The organism is Planomonospora corallina, assembly GCF_042650625.1.
GTDB lineage: Bacteria > Actinomycetota > Actinomycetes > Streptosporangiales > Streptosporangiaceae > Planomonospora_B > Planomonospora_B corallina.
Map to the genome: position 1 here is coordinate 262,878 of NZ_JBHSBM010000011.1, position 16,847 is coordinate 279,724.

The following is a 16,847-nucleotide window of genomic DNA, read 5'->3' on the forward strand; positions in this document are numbered from 1 at the left end:
TGAGATCCGCCGGCGGACCGCATCCGGCGGCTCAGCGGCGGATCGCGCGGCTGAGGACGGCGACGAAGCCGGCGCAGGCCAGACCGCCCAGCACCACCGGGAGCATGACGTCCGCGGGCAGGTCCGGCACGCTGAGATAGAGGATGCCGACGGTGACGAAGAGCACGCCGCTGAGCAGCGCCATCCAGTCCGTGCGGTGCCAGCGGCTCAGCCGCTCCCGATCGGACCGGGCATCCGGACGGACCTCAGGCCGCACGGCGCACCTCCACGTCTCCGATGCCCATCCTGACGGTCAGCACGACGGTCGCGACCTCACCCTCGGTCTCCACCTCCGGCTCCAGCACTCTCTCGTACCGGACGTCGGGGCCGCCCTGCACCGCGTGGTCGATCTTGACGTCGCCGATCCGAGCGTGTCCGGTCACCTCCGCCCGGACCGTCGGGGGCAGGATGACGGTGAGTTCGCCGACCGAGACCGACGCCTCGACGGTCGTCCGCGAGCCCGGCGGGAACACCACCTCGCTGAGGTCGAGCCTGCCCTCGCCGATGCCCACCGTGTACCCCTCGGCGAGCTGCGCGACCGAGGTGGGCGCCCAGTGGTAGGTGCCGACCTTCCGCGGCACGTCGCTCACCGTCGACCCGATGACCAGGGCGAGCGCGACGACGGTGCCCGTCCCGACCAGGGCGGCGCCGCGCCCGAACCAGGTGGCGACCAGCAGGCCGGCGCCGATGGTGACGAGCACCGAGGCGCCGACGACGGTCATGTTCACCTGTCCGGAGGCGGACTGGACCGTCATGATGATCCCTCCAACGAGCAGAGCCAGGAATGTCGTGATCGTCCCGACGAACGCCCTCGGCCGTCTGGGCCGGGATGCCGGTCGCGCAGGTCGCGCCGGGGGACCGTAGGCGGCCAGGTCGAAAGGGAGGTCGGCGTACGGCGACAATCCTGCGCGGGGGTCCAGCGGCCGGTAGGGGCCGTGGGGGGCGAAGGGCGCGCCCGAGGAGTCGAACGAGGGCAGCGGCCTCGGCCGGGGAACGGCCGGAGGCTCCGTGCCGACGGCGCCCGTGGCCTCCGCGGTCTCCACGGTCTCCGGGGTCTCCACGGTCTCCGTGGCCTCCGGGACCTTCGTGCTCTCCGGGGCCTCCGCGGGCGTCGCGGACGCCTGGGCCGCGGTCATGCGGGACCTCGCCGCGGCGATCGCCTCCTCGACGGTGCGCCGCCGCTCCTCGGGGTCCGGCTCCGCGACCGGCGAGACCGGCGGGGCCGGTGGCTGCGGAGCCGATGGCTGCGGGGCCGGCGGCTGCGCGACCGGCGCGGCCGGCGGGACCTGGTCCGAAGGGGACCGCGGAGTCCACGGCTCCGCGGTCGGCGGGACGTGCGGATACGGTTCGGTGACGGACGGCCGGGGCACGGCACGGCGCGCACGGCGGAGCCCCTCGGGCAGGGAACGCGCCATGCCCAGCAGGTCGACGCCCCGCGAGTGGGCGGTGAGCAGGGCCACGGCGAACAGGGTGCCCACCACGACGGTCGCGGTGCCGATGCCGCCGGAGGTCACGTTGATGAACAGGCCGAAGGCGAAGACCGCGGTCAGCAGGGCCAGTACGGTCTCGCCGTCGAAGTCGCGGCGGGTCCACTGCTCGACGTACCCGGGACCGCCGCCCGCCTCCCGCATCAGCAGGAACGCCGCGACGTAGAGCATGATCCCGACACCCGAGGCGATGACCAGCATCGCGAAGCCGACCCGGAACAGCACCGGATCGATCCCGGTGTGCCGGCCCAGCCCGGCGCAGACGCCGGTCAGGATGCGGCCCTCGTCGCAGCGGAGGAGCCGCCGTCGCCCGTCGGCGGAGGCGGTGGGCGGCGAGTCGGGCGAGGTGCTCGCCGGGTCCTGGGCGTTCCCGGTGTCGGTCATGCTCTCATCGTCGCCCCTGCGCGGGTCCGGCCGCATCCGGGAGGTCCCTGAGCGGTCCCCGAGGAGCGGGCCCCGTCTCAGGGAAGACTCAGGGGCACGCCCGATGCGCCGGGTCTCGCCGCCATGTGACGATGCTGGTGATATGGCTGACGGAAAGACGCCGCGTGGGTCCGCCGCGGACACGACATCCCCGCCCGGCCCGGGCCCTCAGGGCACGGTGCCCGCCTCCGCGCCCGCTCCCGGCGGGGGTCCCGCCGAGTCCGGCCTGCCCCGGCTGGCCCGGCCGGTGGAGGGACGGCTGGTGGCCGGGGTCGCCCAGGGGGCCGCCGCCCAGCTCGGGCTCGACCCGGTCGTGCTGCGGCTGGCGTTCGTGCTGCTCACCGTGCTGGACGGGTTCGGCGCCGTGGCGTACGCGGCGCTGTGGATGTTCACGCCGCGCGCGCCGTACGAGGGCAGGGAGCCGGCGCGCGACTGGAGCCAGATCGCCGCCTACGGGGCGATCGGCCTGGCGCTGCTGGCGCTCGGCTGGCTCACCGGGGCCTCGACGGGCGGGATCGGCGCGTGGCCGATCGCGGTCGGCGGCATCGGCTCGCTGATCCTCTGGCAGCAGGCCGACCCGGACCGGCGCCGGCGCTGGATGGACTCGACCGTCGGGCAGGCGCGCAAGAACCGGGTCCGCACCGTCGCCGGCCTGGTCCTCGTCGTCATCGGCGCGATCGGGTTCCTCGCGGCCAACAACGAGCTGGGCCGGGCCCGTCCCGGCATCGTGTTCACGCTCGTGGTCGTGGGCGGCGTCGCGCTCATCGCCGCCCCGTGGCTCGCGGGCCTGTGGAAGGAACTGCAGCGGGAGCGGCGCGAGCGCATCCGGCAGGAGGAGCGGGCCGAGTTCGCCGCGCACGTGCACGACTCCGTGCTGCACACGCTGACGCTGATCCAGCGCAACGCGCACGACCCCCGCGAGGTGGCGCGGCTGGCCCGCTCCCAGGAGCGCGAGCTGCGCAACTGGCTCTACCAGCCCCAGCAGGACGCCGACGCGTCGGTGGCGGCGGCCGTACGGCGGGTCGCCGCCGAAGAGGAGGACTCCCACGGAGTGCCGATCGAGGTCGTCTGCGTGGGCGACTGCCCGCTGACGCCGGAGCTGTCGGCCATGGTGCAGGCGGCCCGGCAGGCGATGGTCAACGCGGCGAAATACTCCGGAGCGCCGGTAGTGTCCGTCTATGCGGAGGCGGAGCCGGGTGAGGTCACGGTCTTCGTGCGGGACCGGGGCGCCGGGTTCGACATGGGCGAGGTGCCCGAGGACCGGATGGGCATCCGCCAGTCGATCATCGGGCGGATGGAGCGCAACGGGGGCAGCGCCCGCGTGCGCACCGAACCGGGCGAGGGTACGGAGGTCATGCTGACCATGAAGCTGGAGAGCGCGTGAGCGGCGGCAGGGCCGGGGACGTCCGCGCGGGCGGGGCCCGCGAAGTGAACGAGGAGCGGTGGGAGAGCACATGGGCGCCATCAAGGTTCTGATCGTCGACGACCACCGGTTGTTCCGCTCCGGCGTCCGGGCCGAGCTGGGCGACTCGGTCGAGGTGGTCGGGGAGGCCGAGGACGTCGAGTCCGCGGTGAGGGCGATCGCCGAGCTCCAGCCCGACGTGGTCCTGCTCGACGTGCACATGCCCGGCGGCGGGGGCCAGGAGGTGCTCCGCCGCGTCCTGGGCGCGGGCGCGCAGGTCCGCTTCCTCGCGCTCTCGGTCTCCGACGCCGCCGAGGACGTCATCGGGGTGATCCGGGGCGGCGCCCGGGGCTACGTCACCAAGACCATCAGCGGCCGGGAGCTCACCGACGCGATCCGCCGGGTGGCGGAGGGGGACGCGGTCTTCTCGCCGCGGCTGGCCGGGTTCGTGCTGGACGCCTTCGCCTCCACCGAGGCGCCGCCGATCGACCCGGAGCTGGACTCGCTGACCCAGCGCGAGCGCGAGGTGCTGCGGCTGATCGCCCGGGGCTACGCCTACAAGGAGATCGCCAAGGAGCTGTTCATCTCGGTCAAGACCGTCGAGACGCACGTCTCGTCCGTCCTGCGCAAGCTCCAGCTCTCCAACCGCCACGAGCTCTCCCGCTGGGCCACCGCCCGCCGGCTGGTCTAGCCGTTCTACCCCGTGAGGCCGAGTGCGCGGCCGGCGGCCGGCCGGCCGTGCAGAGCGGCCGCGGTGGTGATCTCAGGCGTGCAGCCGCTGCGGGAGCGCCTGGCGACGCTCGGTCTCTGAGGCGTAGGCCCGTTCATCGAGCAGGGCGCGGTTGTAGCGCTCGACCTTGCCGTCGGCCTGAGGGCGGTAGGGACGGGTCCGGCGGCTCCCCCGCCGGATCGCACCCCGGTACCCCGTCCTCCGCGTCCGGGAGCCCCGGCCTGGCCTCACGTCCTCAGCGGAGGAACGGCAGGACCATCTCCACCAGCGCGTCGACGTCACCGTCGACCATCGGCTCGCCGGTCATGCCCATTCGGTGGAGCAGGGTCCCGACGACGACGTCGATGAGGAACAGGACCCGGTGCTCCGGCTCGCCGAGCGCCTCCTGGAGCGCGAGCCGGTAGGGGTCCTGCAGCCGCGAGGAGAGGATCTCGCGCAGCTCCGGGTCGCTGACGCCGTCACTGAACACGCCCGCGAACGCGTCGCCCACCCCCGGCTCGCCGATCTTGCCCGCGGTCCAGCGGATGGCCGAGGACAAGACCTCGGCCCGGCTGCCGCCCTCCAGCGGCACCGGGCCGAACGCGTCGAGCAGGCAGTCCACGATCAGCGCCCCCTTCGTCGGCCAGCGACGGTAGATCGTCGTCTTCGCGATGCCGGCCGCGGCGGCGATGCGCTCCACCGTGGCGCGCGCGTAGCCCAGCTCGTGGACCGTGCTCAGCGTCGCGGCGAAGACCACGTCGTTGATGCCGGAACGCGGGCGGCCGGGCGGCCGGGCGGGTGTGCTCGAAGTCATGCGCACATGATACCGATTTGCGCTACCTTGGGTTTCGAAACCAGAGGTGTCGAAACCTGGGGAGAAGCATGACCGACATCACCGCGATGCGGCCCGCGGAGCCGGACTGGTCCACGGTGACGGCCGAGGAACTGATCGCCTTCCGGGACGCCGAGAACCGCGTCCGGGCGTCCACGGCGGCACGGGTGGTCACCGGGGAGCCGGACCCCGGTGCCGCGATCGGCTGGCAGCAGGTGGCGCTGCCCGGCCGCGAGCTCCCCGTCCGGGTGTACCGGCCCTCCGTCGCAGGCGTCCTGCCCCTCGTCGTCCACGTGCACGGGGGTGCCTTCGTCGGCACGGCCGTGCAGAGCGACTGGGTCAACAGCCACCTCGCCGCCCTCCTGCCCGCGGTCGTCGTCTCGGTCGAGCACCGCCTCCTCGACTTCGAGACCCCGCTGTCCGCCGCCGTCGACGACGGCTGGGACGTGCTCCGGCACGTGCTGGAGCACGCCGGGACGTGGGGCGTCGATCCGGCCCGCGTCGCCGTCTTCGGCGAGAGCTGCGGCGGGCTGATCGGCGCGCTGGCGGCCATCAGGGCCAGGCGGGCCGGCCTGGGGCTGCGGGCGCAGGTCCTGGTCAACCCGGCGGTCGACGTGACCTCGACGGCCTGGACGTACGACTCGGCGACCCGGTACGCGACGACGCCCACCCTGTCCGTGCCGCTGCTGCGGTTCTTCCAGCGGCTGGCCGTCCCCGAGGGCGCCGACGCCCGCGCGCTGTCGCCGCTTCACGCCGACGGCCTGGACGGGCTGGCCCCGGCGCTCGTGGTGGTGCCGACTGCCGACCCGATCGCCGACCACGGCCGCCGCTACGCCGAGCGGCTCCAGGCGGCCGGGACGCCCGCGCGACTCAGCGAGTACCCGGAGGCGGGGCACGCGTTCCTGAGCATGCCGGGCATGGCACCCCAGGCGACGCCCGCCCGGGCGGAGATCCTCGCCTTCCTCCGGGAGTCCCTCGGCGGGTGACGCCCGGCGCAAGCGACCCGGAACCGGCCGTCCAGACGGGCCGGCGCGCTCGTCCGCACCCCGCCATCGGCCGGTACGGCCGGGTCCGTCCGCACCTCGTTCACCGCGACGGCCCCGAGCACGGCGGCACCGCCGGCTCCCGCCACCCGCTCCCGCCACCCGCTCCCCGCCGGGGAGCGCCCCCTGACCACTCGACGCAAGGAAGGACGTTCGGCATGACGATCACCTCCGACGCCGGGCACATCCAGGCCGGGCCGCCGCCCACGCCGCCGCCCGGCCCCGATCCCGCGCACGAAGCCCGCCTGAGCAGGCTGCTGCGCCCGCACGCCTGGAGTTTCGCGGCCGTCGTCGCCTTCCAGGTCATCGGCGCCGTCGCGGGGCTGGCGCCGCTGCTGGCGGTCGCCGAACTCGGCCGGATCCTGCTGGCGCCCGGCCCGGTCGATCCTGGCCGGGTCTGGTTCGTGGTGCTCGCCGGTGCGGCGGGGCTGTTCGTCCGGCTGGCGTTCACCGGAGCGTCGTCCGGGATCGGGCACATCGTGGACGGCGAGGCGCAGCTCGCGTTCCGCCGGCAACTGGCCGCCCGGCTGGGCCGGGTGCCGATCGGCTGGTTCTCCCACCGCCGCACCGGCGAGCTGGCCAAGGTGGTGGGCGAGGACGTCAGCGCCGTGCACCCGTTCATCGCCCACGCCCCCGGCGAGCTCGTCGCGGCGTTCGTGCTGCCGCTGCTCTCGCTGGTCTACCTGTTCACCATCGACTGGCGGCTCACGTTGATCACGCTGATCCCGGTGGTGCTGGCCGTGGCGCACGTCCCGCTGATGATGACCCCGACCCGGCTGCGGGAGGAGAAGCGGTTCGATGCGGCCATGGGGCGGATCGCCGACTCCGTCGTCGAGTTCGTCCAGGGCATCGCGGTGGTCAAGGCGTTCGGCGGTTCCGGGCGCGCCCACCGCAGGTTCCGCACGGCCACCGACGATTTCGTCGGCATCTACCACCGCTTCGTGCGCGGCCTCTCCGTGATCGCCGCCGGAATGCAGCTGGTGCTGTCACCGCCGTTCGTGCTGCTGGTCGTGCTGATCGGCGGCACCGCCCTGATCGTGAACGGCGGCCTGCCCCCGGCGGACCTGCTGCCTTTCCTGCTGCTGGGACTGGGCCTGACCGCTCCGGTGGAGGCCCTCATCGCCCACGGTTTCGACGACCTGCGGGCCGCCAGGCGCGCGGTCGGCCGGATCCGGGACGTGCTCGAGGCGGCGCCGCTGCCGGAGCCCGCACATCCGCTCCCGCCGCAGGGTCACCGGGTGGAACTGCGTGACGTCCGCTTCGGCTACGGAGCCGATCGCGAGGTGCTGCGCGGGATCGACCTGGTCCTCGAACCGGGCACGGTCACCGCGATCGTCGGGCCCTCGGGCAGCGGTAAGTCCACGCTGGTCCGGCTGCTGCCGCGCTTCTTCGACCCGACCCACGGTTCGGTCGCCCTGGGCGGCGTCGATCTGCGCGAGATCGGCAGCCACGACCTCTACCGGACGGTCTCCTTCGTCTTCCAGGACGTGCGCCTGCTGCGCGCATCGGTCGCGGACAACATCGCGCTCGCCGTACCGCATGCCGGCCTCGACGAGGTGATGCAGGCAGCCGAGACGGCGAACATCCATGATCGGATTCTTGGGCTGCCACGCGGCTACGACACGGTGCTCGGGCAGGAGGCCGAGCTGTCGGGCGGCGAGGCGCAGCGGATCGCGCTGGCCCGCGCGCTGCTCGCCGACACGCCCGTGCTGGTCCTGGACGAGGCGACCGCATTCGCCGACCCGCAGACCGAGCAGGCGGTACGGCGGGCACTGGCGGCGCTGAAGGGCGACCGCACGATCCTGGTCATCGCCCACCGCCTGGAGACGGTCGCCGACGCCGACACCGTCGTGATGCTGGACGACGGGTCGATCGTCGAGCAGGGCAGACCCGCCGACCTCCTGGCAGCGGACGGTGAGTTCGCTGCCTTCTGGCACTCCAGGGAGTACCGATGATCCGCATGCTGCTGCGCGTCCTGGGCCGTGATCACGCCCGGCCGGTGCGCCGCACCGTGGCCCTGATGACGATGACCGCGATCGTCGAGGGGCTGTCCTACGCCCTGCTGGTTCCCGTGCTGCGGGCCCTGTTCGGCAGTGACCCCGCGGACGCGCTGCCCTGGCTGATCGCGTTCGGCGGCGCGGTCGCCATCTACGCGGTGCTGCGCTATGTCAGCGACCTGTTCGGTTTCCGCGCCGGGATCACGCTGTTGCAGGGCATGTACCGCCGCCTCGGCGATCATCTGGCCCGGCTGCCCCTCGGCTGGTACAGCGGCGGCCGGGTCGGGGAGGTCTCCGTCCTGGCCAGTCAGGGCGTGCTGGAGACGATGGGTGTGATCGCGCATCTGCTGGCGCCCTACGTCTCCGCCGTCGTCACCCCGCTGACGATCGTCGGCCTGATGCTCGCCTTCAACTGGCAGCTGGGACTGGCCGCGCTGGTCGCCGTGCCGCTCGTGGCGGCGGTCCAGATCTGGACCGGCCGCTCGATGGCCGCGGGCGATGCCGACCGCCACGAACGTGACACCGAGGCCACCGGGCGGGTCATCGAATACCTCCAGGCTCAGCCGGTGCTGCGCGCCGGCGGCCGGAGCGTGCAACGCTTCGCGTTGCTCGACGACGCGCTGCGGGAACTTCAGCGTGCGTCCCGCCGTACCGTGCTGTCGGTGTTGCCCGGCATGATCGGTCTGACACTCGTGGTGCAGGCGATGTTCACCGCGTTGCTGGTTCTGGGCGCCCACCTCGCGCTCGGCGGGAGGATCGGTGCCGCGGAGGTGCTGACGATCCTGGTGCTGGCCTCCCGCTGCGCCGATCCGGTCCTGTCACTGGCGGACATGGGTGGCAAACTCCGCAGCGCGCGCTCCGAGCTGACCAGAATCGAAGCGGTCCTGCGCACCGAGCCGCTGCCGGAGGCACCGGAACCGATCCAGCCGGTGGGTCACGGCCTGGAGCTGGAGTCCGTCGCCTTCCGGCACGGCGACCGCGCGGTGTTCGACGAGCTGTCGTTGTCCGTGCCCGAGGGACGGCGCCTTGCCGTGGTCGGCCCCTCGGGTGCGGGCAAGAGCACGCTGCTGCAGCTGATCGCGCGCTTCCACGACGTGGACGCGGGCGCGGTGCGCGTGGGCGGCGTGGACGTGCGCTCGATGAGCACCGAGACGCTGATGTCCCGACTGGCCATCGTCTTCCAGGACGTCTACCTCTTCGACGGCACGATCGAGGAGAACGTACGGCTGGGCCGGCCCGAGGCCACCGAGGCCGAACTGCGGGCGGCGGCGAGCGCCGCGCGGCTGGACGAGGTGATCGAGCGGCTTCCCGGGGGATGGGCGGCGAACGTCGGCGAGGGCGGCGCCCTGCTGTCGGGCGGCGAGCGCCAGCGCGTCTCGATCGCGCGGGCTCTGCTGAAGGACGCGCCCATCGTGCTTCTGGACGAGGTGACCTCCGCGCTGGACCCGGTGAACGAGGCGGCCGTCCACGAGGGCATCGAGCGCCTGATGGCCGGCCGGACGGTCGTGATGGTCGCTCACCGGATGCGGACGGTCCGGCGCGCCGATCGCATCGTCTTCCTCGAGGGCGGCCGGATCGCGGAAGAAGGACGCCACGACGACCTGCTCCGCCGCGGCGGCCGCTACGCCGACTTCTGGAACGCTTCCCTGACACCGGCAGCGCATGACTGAGCCGGTGAGTCCTGGGCGGGCTCCTTCGGAGGGCGTTTCCCGTCCATCGCCGCACCGGTGATCCGGATGTCGGGAACCGAAGGTCATCCGGCACCGAGATGACCGGCCGCGCGGACACAGGGTGGCGACGGCCGCTCAGCGCTCCTTCGCAGTTGATGACGCGGATCCGAGGGGAGGGCCAGGAATGCCGCGTGGCGAGCGGGCGCGGGCGGCCGGTTGGGCGGGCACGGCCACGGCGGCCCCGGGCCTGCTCGCCTTCACCGGCGCGATCATCCCGGCCGGTGCCCGGCACGAGCTGCGGGCCGCTTCCGGCGCCCATGGCCTGCTGGCCTACCTCGATCCGGCCCATCCGGCCGGGCGCGCGGCCGGCGCCCGCATCGCCGCGGCCGGCGACGCGGGCACCGTGAGCACCTGGCAGGTCGCCGCCCGCCCGCCGGCCACCACAGCGGTCACCGGCGAGATCACCGCACCGGCGGCTCTGCCCGGCGTGCTGCGCTCGATCGGACTCCCCGCCGACGGACTCTCCGCCGACACGAGGAGACCTCCCGCCGTTCTGTCCCGGGCACTGGAGACGGTCCCCCGGCTCATCGACGGGCCGCTGCTGCTGAGCGAGATCGCCGCCCGGGTCGGGGTGTCGGCCAGCCGGCTGGGGCATCTGTTCGCCGAGCACCTGCGGCTGCCGTTTCCTGCCTGGCGGCGCTGGGTCCGCCTGCTGCACGCGATGGAGGCGGTGCGTGGCGGCGCAACGCTCACCGAGGCCGCGCACGGCGCGGGTTTCGCCGACAGCTCCCACCTGACCCGCGTCTGCCACGAGATGTTCGGTCTGGCCCCCTCCCGCCTGATCCACCTCGTACGCCCCACCGCCTGAGGCCGGTCGCCCGCTGTCCGACGCCCGGCCCAGGACGCCGTCCGGAGCGTGACCCCGGAACGGCGTCAGCCGATTCCGGCCTGTCGCCGGGTAGGACCGGCACGGCCTGGTCCGCAGCCCAGCGGATCCGTCCAAGCCCGAGAGGGCCGGCGGCCGCGACGCTGATGCGCATGCTGAAATCTGTCGTCCGATACGGCTACGTGCCGTTCATGCTGCTGGGCGTCGACGGCGCCGCCATCGCCCTGGCCGCCTCCGGAGCCTCCAAGCTGTGGCTGATCGGCCTGCTGCTGGCCGCGATCGGCTGCTCGTTCGCCGCCGAACGAGCCCTGCCGGACGAGGCGGAGTGGAACAGCCCGGCCGGGGACGGCGGCCGTGACGTCGCGCACGCCGGCGTCAACGAGCTGCTACTGCTCATCAGCGTGGGCGTCATCCCGGTGCCGGCCGCCACCGTCACCGTCGCCGACGTGTGGCCGCACTCCTGGCCGTTCGTGCTGCAGGTGCTGGTCGCGGTCTCGATCGCCGACCTGGGCATCACGCTGACCCACTACGCCAGCCACAGGATCGGCCTGCTGTGGCGTTTCCACGCCGTCCACCACTCGATCAAGCGCTTCTACGGCTTCAACGGCCTGATGAAGCACCCCCTGCACCAGACGCTGGAGATGGGCGCCGGTGTCGCCCCGCTCATCCTCATCGGGCTTCCCGCCGACGTGGCCGCCGCGCTGGCCGTCGCCGTCGCGGTGCAGCTGCTGCTGCAGCACTCCAACGCCGACTACCGCGTCGGCGCCCTGAGGTACGTGCTCGCGCTCAACGAGGGGCACCGCTTCCACCATCTGAAGTGGGCCGGCGTCGGCGACGTCAACTTCGGCCTGTTCACCCTGGTCTGGGACCACCTGCTCGGCACCTTCTCCTACGACCCGGCCCGGCGTTTCACCTCCGAGCAGCTGGGCATGGCCGCCGAACCCGACTACCCCACCGCCTATCTGGCCCAGCTCGCCGAACCCTTCCGCGCCTCCGGCGCCTGCCGGGCGGAACCCGCCGGGCATGAGCCCGCCGCCCGGGAACGGGCGGTGAGGTGACCGGGCCACAACGCCGGGCCCCTCGCGAGCCGGCCGTACGTCGCCGTGGTGACGCGCCGATCCACCGGAAGGCTGATGTCGCGCCGGAGCCGCCCGCCTAGTCTGAGGGCCGGTAACCCGAGGCAGGGGGTGGTGGGGTCATGCGGATGACGGTTCGTGAGATCGGCTGGGCCGGGCGGGGCGCCTGCCGGGGGAGCGACCCCGAGCTGTTCTTCCCGGTGGCGCCCTCGCTGGACCAGGAGGCGCGGGCCAAGGCCGTCTGCGCGGGCTGCCCGGTGCTGGAGGAGTGCCGGGCCTACGCCGTACGGGCCGCGGAGCCGGAGGGGATCTGGGGCGGCCTGACCGTCCGGGAACGGCGCGGGCTGCGCTTCCCCGCGGGATGGCGGGGGCGCGCCGCCGGATGACGGCCGGGGACGGCGTGGCCCGCGCGGCACGGCCGGGGACGCCGTAGGGTCGGACCCGGGTCCGGCAGGCGGGAGGCGGTCGTGGACGGGAGACGGACGGCGGTGCTCGCCGGCGCGGTGGGCGTGCTGGCGGCGGCCAACGTGCTCAACAACCGCCTCGCCCCGCGCCTGGCCCCACTGACCTCTGTCGCGGCCACCGGCGCGCTGCTGGCGCTGGCCCGTCGCTCGGGCCTGTCCTGGGCCGAGCTGGGCTTCACCGAGCGGCGGCGCGGCCTGCGGATCGGCGGAGCGCTCGCCGCGGCCGTCACCGCGGCCTACGGGGCGGGCGTGACGATGCCCGTGACCCGCCGCTTCTTCCACGACGAACGGGCGCTGTCGCTGTCGCGCGCCCGCGTGCTGGAGGAGGCCCTGCTCCAGGTGCCGGTCGGCACGGTCCTGCTGGAGGAGGTCGGCTTCCGCGGGGTGCTGTACGGCCTGCTCGCCCGCTCCTGCGGCGTGCCCGCGGCCACCGCCGTCTCCTCGGCCCTGTTCGGGCTCTGGCACGTGCTCCCCTCCATGGACATGGCCGTGGCCAACCCCGCGCTCAGCGGCCTGGCCACGGGGGAGGGACCCGCGCAGGCCCCGGCGGAGGGCGTCGCACGGGAGGACGCGCCGGGGAACGCACGGGAGGACGCGCCGGGGAGCGCGACGCCGCCGGACGCGGCGCTCCTGGCCCGGGTGGTGGCCGGTTCCGTGGTCTCCACGGGGCTGGCCGGGGTGCTCTTCTGCGAGCTGCGCCGCCGGGGCGGTCTCACCGCCCCCGCGCTCCTGCACGTCGCCACCAACTCGCTGGGCTACCTGTTCGCCCGCCTCGCCGCGCGCAGGAGCGCCGCCGCCCGGCGGAGGGCTCCGCACCCGGCGGGTCCGGGGTCAGGACGGTAGGCCCGCCCCGGAGAAGCGCCCCCGCGCGGCCAGCTCGACCGTGATCAGCACGGCCACCGCCTCGGCGGCCAGCAGCGCGACCAGCACGACGAGCTGGACCACGCCGGCGTGGAGCGGGTCGGCCCCGCCGAGGAGCATGCCGACGAACGCGCCCGGCAGCGTGACCAGCCCCACGGTCCGCGTCTGGTCCAGCGCGGGCACCAGCGCCTGGGCCGCCGCCGGGCGGCAGATCTCCAGGGCGGCCTCCCGGCCGGAGAAGCCCAGCGCCAGCGCCGCCTCGACCTCGCCGCGCCGCTGGACGAGCTCGTCGACCGCGCGCCGCCCCGCCAGCGCGGTGGCCGTCAGGCAGCCGCCCAGCAGGATGCCCGCGACCGGGATCAGCGTGATGGCGGCGGTCGGCACGGTCCCGGTGCCGACCAGTACCAGGAAGACCGGCAGGCTCCCCGCCCCGACGGGTACGGCCGCCCAGCGGGCCGCCGCGCCCCCGGTGATCCTGCGCCCCGCCGTCACGCTCGCCACGCCGTACATGACCAGGACGAACGCGCCCGCGGCCAGAGGGCGATCGACCGCCCACAGGATCACCAGCGAGACCGCGCCGAGCTGGACCGCGGCGCGCAGGCAGGCGGACAGGACGGCCCGGCCGTGGCCGAGCCGGCCGAGCAGGGCGACCGCGGCCCCCGCCAGAGCGAGGAGGACAACCGCGGCGGCGGTGGCGGGGGACAGGACGATGACGCTCACCGCACGAGCATGACCCACCCGCCGATCGCCTCCGGCGGCCGACCCCGACGAGTGGCTCCGGCGCCCGGCCCCGGCGCCCGGCCCCGGCGCCCGGCCCCGGCGGGCGGTCAGGCGGTGATGACCCGTTTGAAGGCCTCGGCGTAGCGGCCGGGGCCGAACCCGGCCCGCTCGGCCATCCGGGAGAAGTGCTCCCGGATGGAGTCCTCGAAGCCCTCGACGTGGCCGGTCTGGCTCGCGTGGGCGCGCAGCGCCGCGAGCTTGCGCTCGAAGGTGCCGGTGACGTCCACGTAGTGGTCCGGCGTCTCGTGCCCGTCCAGCCACATCTCGCGGACCGTCCACGCCGCGAGCCCCTCCTCGCGCAGCAGTTCGGGGAAGGCGTACGGATTGCGGGCGTCGGGGTAGACGGCGTCGATGGCGGCGCCGCCGACGGCCCGGTGGTCGGGATGGCTGGGGGCGACGAAGGAGTAGTTGCGCTCGGGGCTGTGGGTGATCACCAGGTCGGGGCGGACCTGGCGGACGACCCGGGCGATGTCGCGCCGCAGGCCCAGGCTCTGCTCCACGACCCCGTCCCGGTAGCCCAGGAAACGCAGGTCGCGCACGCCCACCACCTCGGCGGCGGCCCGCTGCTCGTCCCGGCGGAGCCCGGCCATGCCGCCGCCGTCCGTCTCGCGTTCGAAACCGCCGGCGTCGCCGTCGGTGACGAGGCAGTAGACCACCTCGGCGCCCCGGTCGGTGAAGCGCGCGACGGTGGCCGCGGCGGCGAAGTCGACGTCGTCGGGGTGCGCGACCACCACGAGCACCCGGTCGATCTCGTTCTCGGCGAGCATGTGGCCCTCCCTGATTCCTTCCGGCCGTGGACCCGGCTGTCGGCGGCCCGCCCTACCCTAGGGAGCGTGCCGATCCCAGCCGATTCCCTGACCCACCATCCACTGCTCGACGGGCTCAACCCCCAGCAGCGCGAGGCCGTCGTGCACCACGGCAGCCCGCTGCTCATCGTGGCGGGCGCCGGCTCGGGCAAGACGCGGGTGCTGACCCACCGGGTCGCCTACCTGCTGGCGGAGCGGGGCGTGCAGCCGCAGGAGATCCTCGCGATCACCTTCACCAACAAGGCCGCCAAGGAGATGAAGGAGCGGGTCGACCGGCTGGTCGGGCCCCGCTCGGCGGCGATGTGGGTGATGACCTTCCACAGCGCGTGCGTGCGGATCCTGCGCCGCGAGGCCAGGCGGCTGGGCTTCCCCTCCGGCTTCTCCATCTACGACCAGGCCGACGCGCAGCGGCTGATGGCCATGGTCTGCCGGGAGATGGAGCTCGACCCCAAGCGCTACCCGCCGCGCTCCTTCTCCGCCCAGGTCAGCAACTTCAAGAACGAGCTGGTCGACTACGAGACGGCGGCGGCGCAGGCCGCCACGCACCTGGAGCGCACGCTCGCCGAGGCCTACAAGAACTACCAGCAGCGGCTGACCGAGGCCGGCGCGATGGACTTCGACGACCTCATCATGACGACGGTCACGCTGCTGCAGCTCTTCCCCGACGTGGCCGAGCACTACCGCCGCCGCTGGCGGCACGTCATGGTCGACGAGTACCAGGACACCAACCACGCGCAGTACATGCTGATCAGGGAGCTCGTCGGCTTTCCGGAGCTGCGCACCGCCGACGGCGAGCTGGTCCGGGAGGGCTCGTCCGGGATCGACCCCGCCGAGCTGTGCGTGGTGGGCGACGCCGACCAGTCGATCTACGCCTTCCGCGGCGCGACGATCCGCAACATCCTGGAGTTCGAGCGCGACTACCCGGACGCGAAGACGATCCTGCTGGAGCAGAACTACCGCTCCACCCAGACGATCCTGTCCGCGGCCAACGCGGTGATCTCCCGCAACGAGAGCCGCAAGCCCAAGAACCTCTGGTCCGACCAGGGCCCCGGCCCGAAGATCGTCGGCTACGTCGCCGACGACGAGCACGACGAGGCCATGTTCGTCGCGCAGGAGGTCGACCGGCTCACCGACACCGAGGGCGTGGTCCCCGGCCAGGTGGCCGTGTTCTACCGGACCAACGCCGCCTCCCGCGTCTTCGAGGAGACGTTCATCCGGACGGGCCTGCCGTACAAGGTGGTGGGCGGGGTGCGCTTCTACGAGCGCAAGGAGGTCCGCGACCTGCTGGCCTACCTGCGGGTGCTGGCCAACCCGGGCGACGTGGTCTCGCTGCGCCGCATCCTCAACGTGCCCAAGCGCGGCATCGGCGACCGGGCCGAGGCGATGGTCGAGGCGTTCGCGGCGCGTGAGCGCATCCCGTTCGCCGAGGCGCTGCGCCGGGCGGACGAGGCGCCGGGCATGGCCACCCGCTCGATCAAGGCGGTCAAGGAGTTCGTCGCGCTCCTGGACGAGCTGGCCGCCAAGGCGGAGAGCGCGCCCCCGTCGGCGCTGGCCCAGGAGGTGCTGGAGAGCACCGGATACCGGGCCGAGCTGGAGAACTCCGAGGATCCGCAGGACGCCGGGCGCCTGGAGAACCTCGAGGAGCTGATCTCGGTGGCCTCGGAGTTCGAGGAGGCCGACGCCGAGGGCGGGGCGGGCAAGCTCGTGGAGTTCCTGGAGCAGGTCTCGCTGGTGGCCGACGCCGACCAGATCCCGGAGGCCGAGGGCGGGCAGGGCGTGGTCACGCTGATGACCCTGCACACGGCCAAGGGGCTGGAGTTCCCGGTGGTCTTCCTCACCGGTCTGGAGGACGGAGTCTTCCCGCACATGCGCTCCCTCGGCGAGCCGAAGGAGCTGGAGGAGGAGCGCCGCCTGGCCTACGTCGGCATCACCCGGGCGCAGCAGCGCCTCTACCTGTCGCGGGCGGCCGTGCGCAGCTCGTGGGGATCGCCGTCGTTCAACCCGGTCTCCCGGTTCGTCGCGGAGATCCCGCAGGACCTCCTCGAGTGGCGGACCGACCCGAAGAAGAACGCCTGGACCGCCGCGACCCGCCGCGAGCCCTCCCGCGCCGCCTCCGCCGCGCGCAAGGGCGGCCGGAAGATCCCCGACCTGCGGCCCGGCGACCGCGTCACCCACGACCAGTACGGCCTGGGCACGGTCGTCTCGTGCGACGGCGACAAGGCGAAGGTCGACTTCGGCAGCGGCGGCGAGAAGACTCTGGTGCTGGCCTACGCGCCGCTGGAGAAGCTCTAGAGGGCCGTGCCGGGTCCGGCCCTCCGCACCCTGAGGCGCGGGACCCGAAGCGCCGCCGGGCCCGTCCGGGGACGTCCCGG

At 73.8% G+C, this 16,847-nt stretch carries 15 protein-coding genes and 1 pseudogene; 10 read left to right on the plus strand and 6 right to left on the minus strand.

Translation table 11 applies throughout. The annotated features are described in order from the left end of the window. Nucleotides 1-31 precede the first annotated feature (31 nt). Both ACFOWE_RS06120 and ACFOWE_RS06125 read right to left on the minus strand, forming a co-directional pair. Nucleotides 32-256, minus strand: a complete 225-nt coding sequence (locus ACFOWE_RS06120) for a hypothetical protein (RefSeq protein ID WP_377285969.1) — start codon at nt 254-256, stop codon at nt 32-34. Further along, a complete protein-coding gene (locus ACFOWE_RS06125) occupies nt 246-1,910 on the minus strand; it encodes a PspC domain-containing protein (protein WP_377285970.1) in 1,665 nt (554 codons plus the stop codon). The genes ACFOWE_RS06120 and ACFOWE_RS06125 overlap by 11 nt, the downstream gene beginning before the upstream one ends. Nucleotides 1,911-2,052: 142 nt before the next feature. On the opposite strand from ACFOWE_RS06125, the gene ACFOWE_RS06130 reads away from it, so the two are divergent. Both ACFOWE_RS06130 and ACFOWE_RS06135 read left to right on the plus strand, forming a co-directional pair. Continuing rightward, nucleotides 2,053-3,333: an ATP-binding protein gene (locus ACFOWE_RS06130; protein WP_377285971.1), complete on the plus strand. Its 1,281-nt coding sequence runs from the start codon at nt 2,053-2,055 to the stop codon at nt 3,331-3,333. A 70-nt stretch (nt 3,334-3,403) separates the two neighbouring features. Next, on the plus strand, nt 3,404-4,042 hold the full coding sequence (locus ACFOWE_RS06135; RefSeq protein WP_377286458.1) for a response regulator: 639 nt from the start codon (nt 3,404-3,406) through the stop codon (nt 4,040-4,042). A 75-nt stretch (nt 4,043-4,117) separates the two neighbouring features. Here ACFOWE_RS06135 and ACFOWE_RS06140 read toward each other — a convergent pair. Continuing rightward, nucleotides 4,118-4,246 (minus strand): annotated as a pseudogene (locus tag ACFOWE_RS06140) (IS481 family transposase); the annotation flags it as partial. Nucleotides 4,247-4,316: 70 nt separating this feature from the next. After that, entirely contained in the window at nt 4,317-4,874 is a 558-nt protein-coding gene (locus ACFOWE_RS06145; protein ID WP_377285972.1) for a TetR/AcrR family transcriptional regulator, read from the minus strand. Nucleotides 4,875-4,942: 68 nt separating this feature from the next. On the opposite strand from ACFOWE_RS06145, the gene ACFOWE_RS06150 reads away from it, so the two are divergent. From ACFOWE_RS06150 to ACFOWE_RS06180, 7 genes are all read left to right on the plus strand, one after another. Continuing rightward, entirely contained in the window at nt 4,943-5,878 is a 936-nt protein-coding gene (locus tag ACFOWE_RS06150) for an alpha/beta hydrolase (protein WP_377285974.1), read from the plus strand. A gap of 215 nt (nt 5,879-6,093) precedes the next feature. Further along, nucleotides 6,094-7,890 carry an ABC transporter ATP-binding protein gene (locus ACFOWE_RS06155; RefSeq protein ID WP_377285975.1) on the plus strand — a complete coding sequence of 599 codons (1,797 nt, stop codon included), beginning with the start codon at nt 6,094-6,096 and terminating at the stop codon, nt 7,888-7,890. After that, nucleotides 7,887-9,602, plus strand: a complete 1,716-nt coding sequence (locus ACFOWE_RS06160) for an ABC transporter ATP-binding protein (RefSeq protein WP_377285977.1) — start codon at nt 7,887-7,889, stop codon at nt 9,600-9,602. The genes ACFOWE_RS06155 and ACFOWE_RS06160 overlap by 4 nt, the downstream gene beginning before the upstream one ends. 184 nt (nt 9,603-9,786) lie before the next feature. Continuing rightward, the gene (locus ACFOWE_RS06165; RefSeq protein ID WP_377285978.1) at nt 9,787-10,470 is read left to right on the plus strand and encodes a helix-turn-helix domain-containing protein; all 684 of its coding nucleotides are present in this window, start codon (nt 9,787-9,789) and stop codon (nt 10,468-10,470) included. A 170-nt stretch (nt 10,471-10,640) separates the two neighbouring features. Beyond that, complete coding sequence (locus ACFOWE_RS06170; RefSeq protein WP_377285980.1) at nt 10,641-11,546, plus strand: sterol desaturase family protein; 906 nt, start codon at nt 10,641-10,643, stop codon at nt 11,544-11,546. A 146-nt stretch (nt 11,547-11,692) separates the two neighbouring features. Further along, nucleotides 11,693-11,950 (plus strand): WhiB family transcriptional regulator, encoded by a 258-nt coding sequence (locus tag ACFOWE_RS06175; RefSeq protein ID WP_377285981.1) that lies wholly within the window; start codon nt 11,693-11,695, stop codon nt 11,948-11,950. A gap of 81 nt (nt 11,951-12,031) precedes the next feature. Continuing rightward, on the plus strand, nt 12,032-12,871 hold the full coding sequence (locus ACFOWE_RS06180; RefSeq protein ID WP_377285982.1) for a CPBP family intramembrane glutamic endopeptidase: 840 nt from the start codon (nt 12,032-12,034) through the stop codon (nt 12,869-12,871). On the opposite strand, the gene ACFOWE_RS06185 is transcribed toward ACFOWE_RS06180, so the two are convergent. Then, a complete protein-coding gene (locus ACFOWE_RS06185; RefSeq protein ID WP_377285983.1) occupies nt 12,860-13,609 on the minus strand; it encodes an ABC transporter permease in 750 nt (249 codons plus the stop codon). The two genes, ACFOWE_RS06180 and ACFOWE_RS06185, sit on opposite strands and share 12 nt — an antisense overlap. A gap of 107 nt (nt 13,610-13,716) precedes the next feature. Beyond that, on the minus strand, nt 13,717-14,436 hold the full coding sequence (locus tag ACFOWE_RS06190) for a PIG-L deacetylase family protein (protein ID WP_377285985.1): 720 nt from the start codon (nt 14,434-14,436) through the stop codon (nt 13,717-13,719). Nucleotides 14,437-14,502: 66 nt separating this feature from the next. On the opposite strand from ACFOWE_RS06190, the gene pcrA reads away from it, so the two are divergent. After that, nucleotides 14,503-16,767, plus strand: coding sequence for a DNA helicase PcrA (pcrA, locus tag ACFOWE_RS06195; protein WP_377285986.1), 2,265 nt, complete (start codon nt 14,503-14,505; stop codon nt 16,765-16,767). Nucleotides 16,768-16,847: the final 80 nt, after the last annotated feature.

Excerpts from the sequence above, each read along its gene's own strand:
- ACFOWE_RS06125 (WP_377285970.1), bottom strand. The coding sequence starts at position 1,910 with ATGACCGACACCGGGAACGCCCAGGACCCGGCGAGCACCTCGCCCGAC.
- ACFOWE_RS06165 (WP_377285978.1), top strand. The coding sequence starts at position 9,787 with ATGCCGCGTGGCGAGCGGGCGCGGGCGGCCGGTTGGGCGGGCACGGCC.
- ACFOWE_RS06170 (WP_377285980.1), top strand. The coding sequence starts at position 10,641 with ATGCTGAAATCTGTCGTCCGATACGGCTACGTGCCGTTCATGCTGCTG.
- ACFOWE_RS06160 (WP_377285977.1), top strand. The coding sequence starts at position 7,887 with ATGATCCGCATGCTGCTGCGCGTCCTGGGCCGTGATCACGCCCGGCCG.
- ACFOWE_RS06130 (WP_377285971.1), top strand. The coding sequence starts at position 2,053 with ATGGCTGACGGAAAGACGCCGCGTGGGTCCGCCGCGGACACGACATCC.
- ACFOWE_RS06175 (WP_377285981.1), top strand. The coding sequence starts at position 11,693 with ATGACGGTTCGTGAGATCGGCTGGGCCGGGCGGGGCGCCTGCCGGGGG.
- ACFOWE_RS06145 (WP_377285972.1), bottom strand. The coding sequence starts at position 4,874 with ATGACTTCGAGCACACCCGCCCGGCCGCCCGGCCGCCCGCGTTCCGGC.
- ACFOWE_RS06150 (WP_377285974.1), top strand. The coding sequence starts at position 4,943 with ATGACCGACATCACCGCGATGCGGCCCGCGGAGCCGGACTGGTCCACG.
- ACFOWE_RS06135 (WP_377286458.1), top strand. The coding sequence starts at position 3,404 with ATGGGCGCCATCAAGGTTCTGATCGTCGACGACCACCGGTTGTTCCGC.
- ACFOWE_RS06155 (WP_377285975.1), top strand. The coding sequence starts at position 6,094 with ATGACGATCACCTCCGACGCCGGGCACATCCAGGCCGGGCCGCCGCCC.
- ACFOWE_RS06190 (WP_377285985.1), bottom strand. The coding sequence starts at position 14,436 with ATGCTCGCCGAGAACGAGATCGACCGGGTGCTCGTGGTGGTCGCGCAC.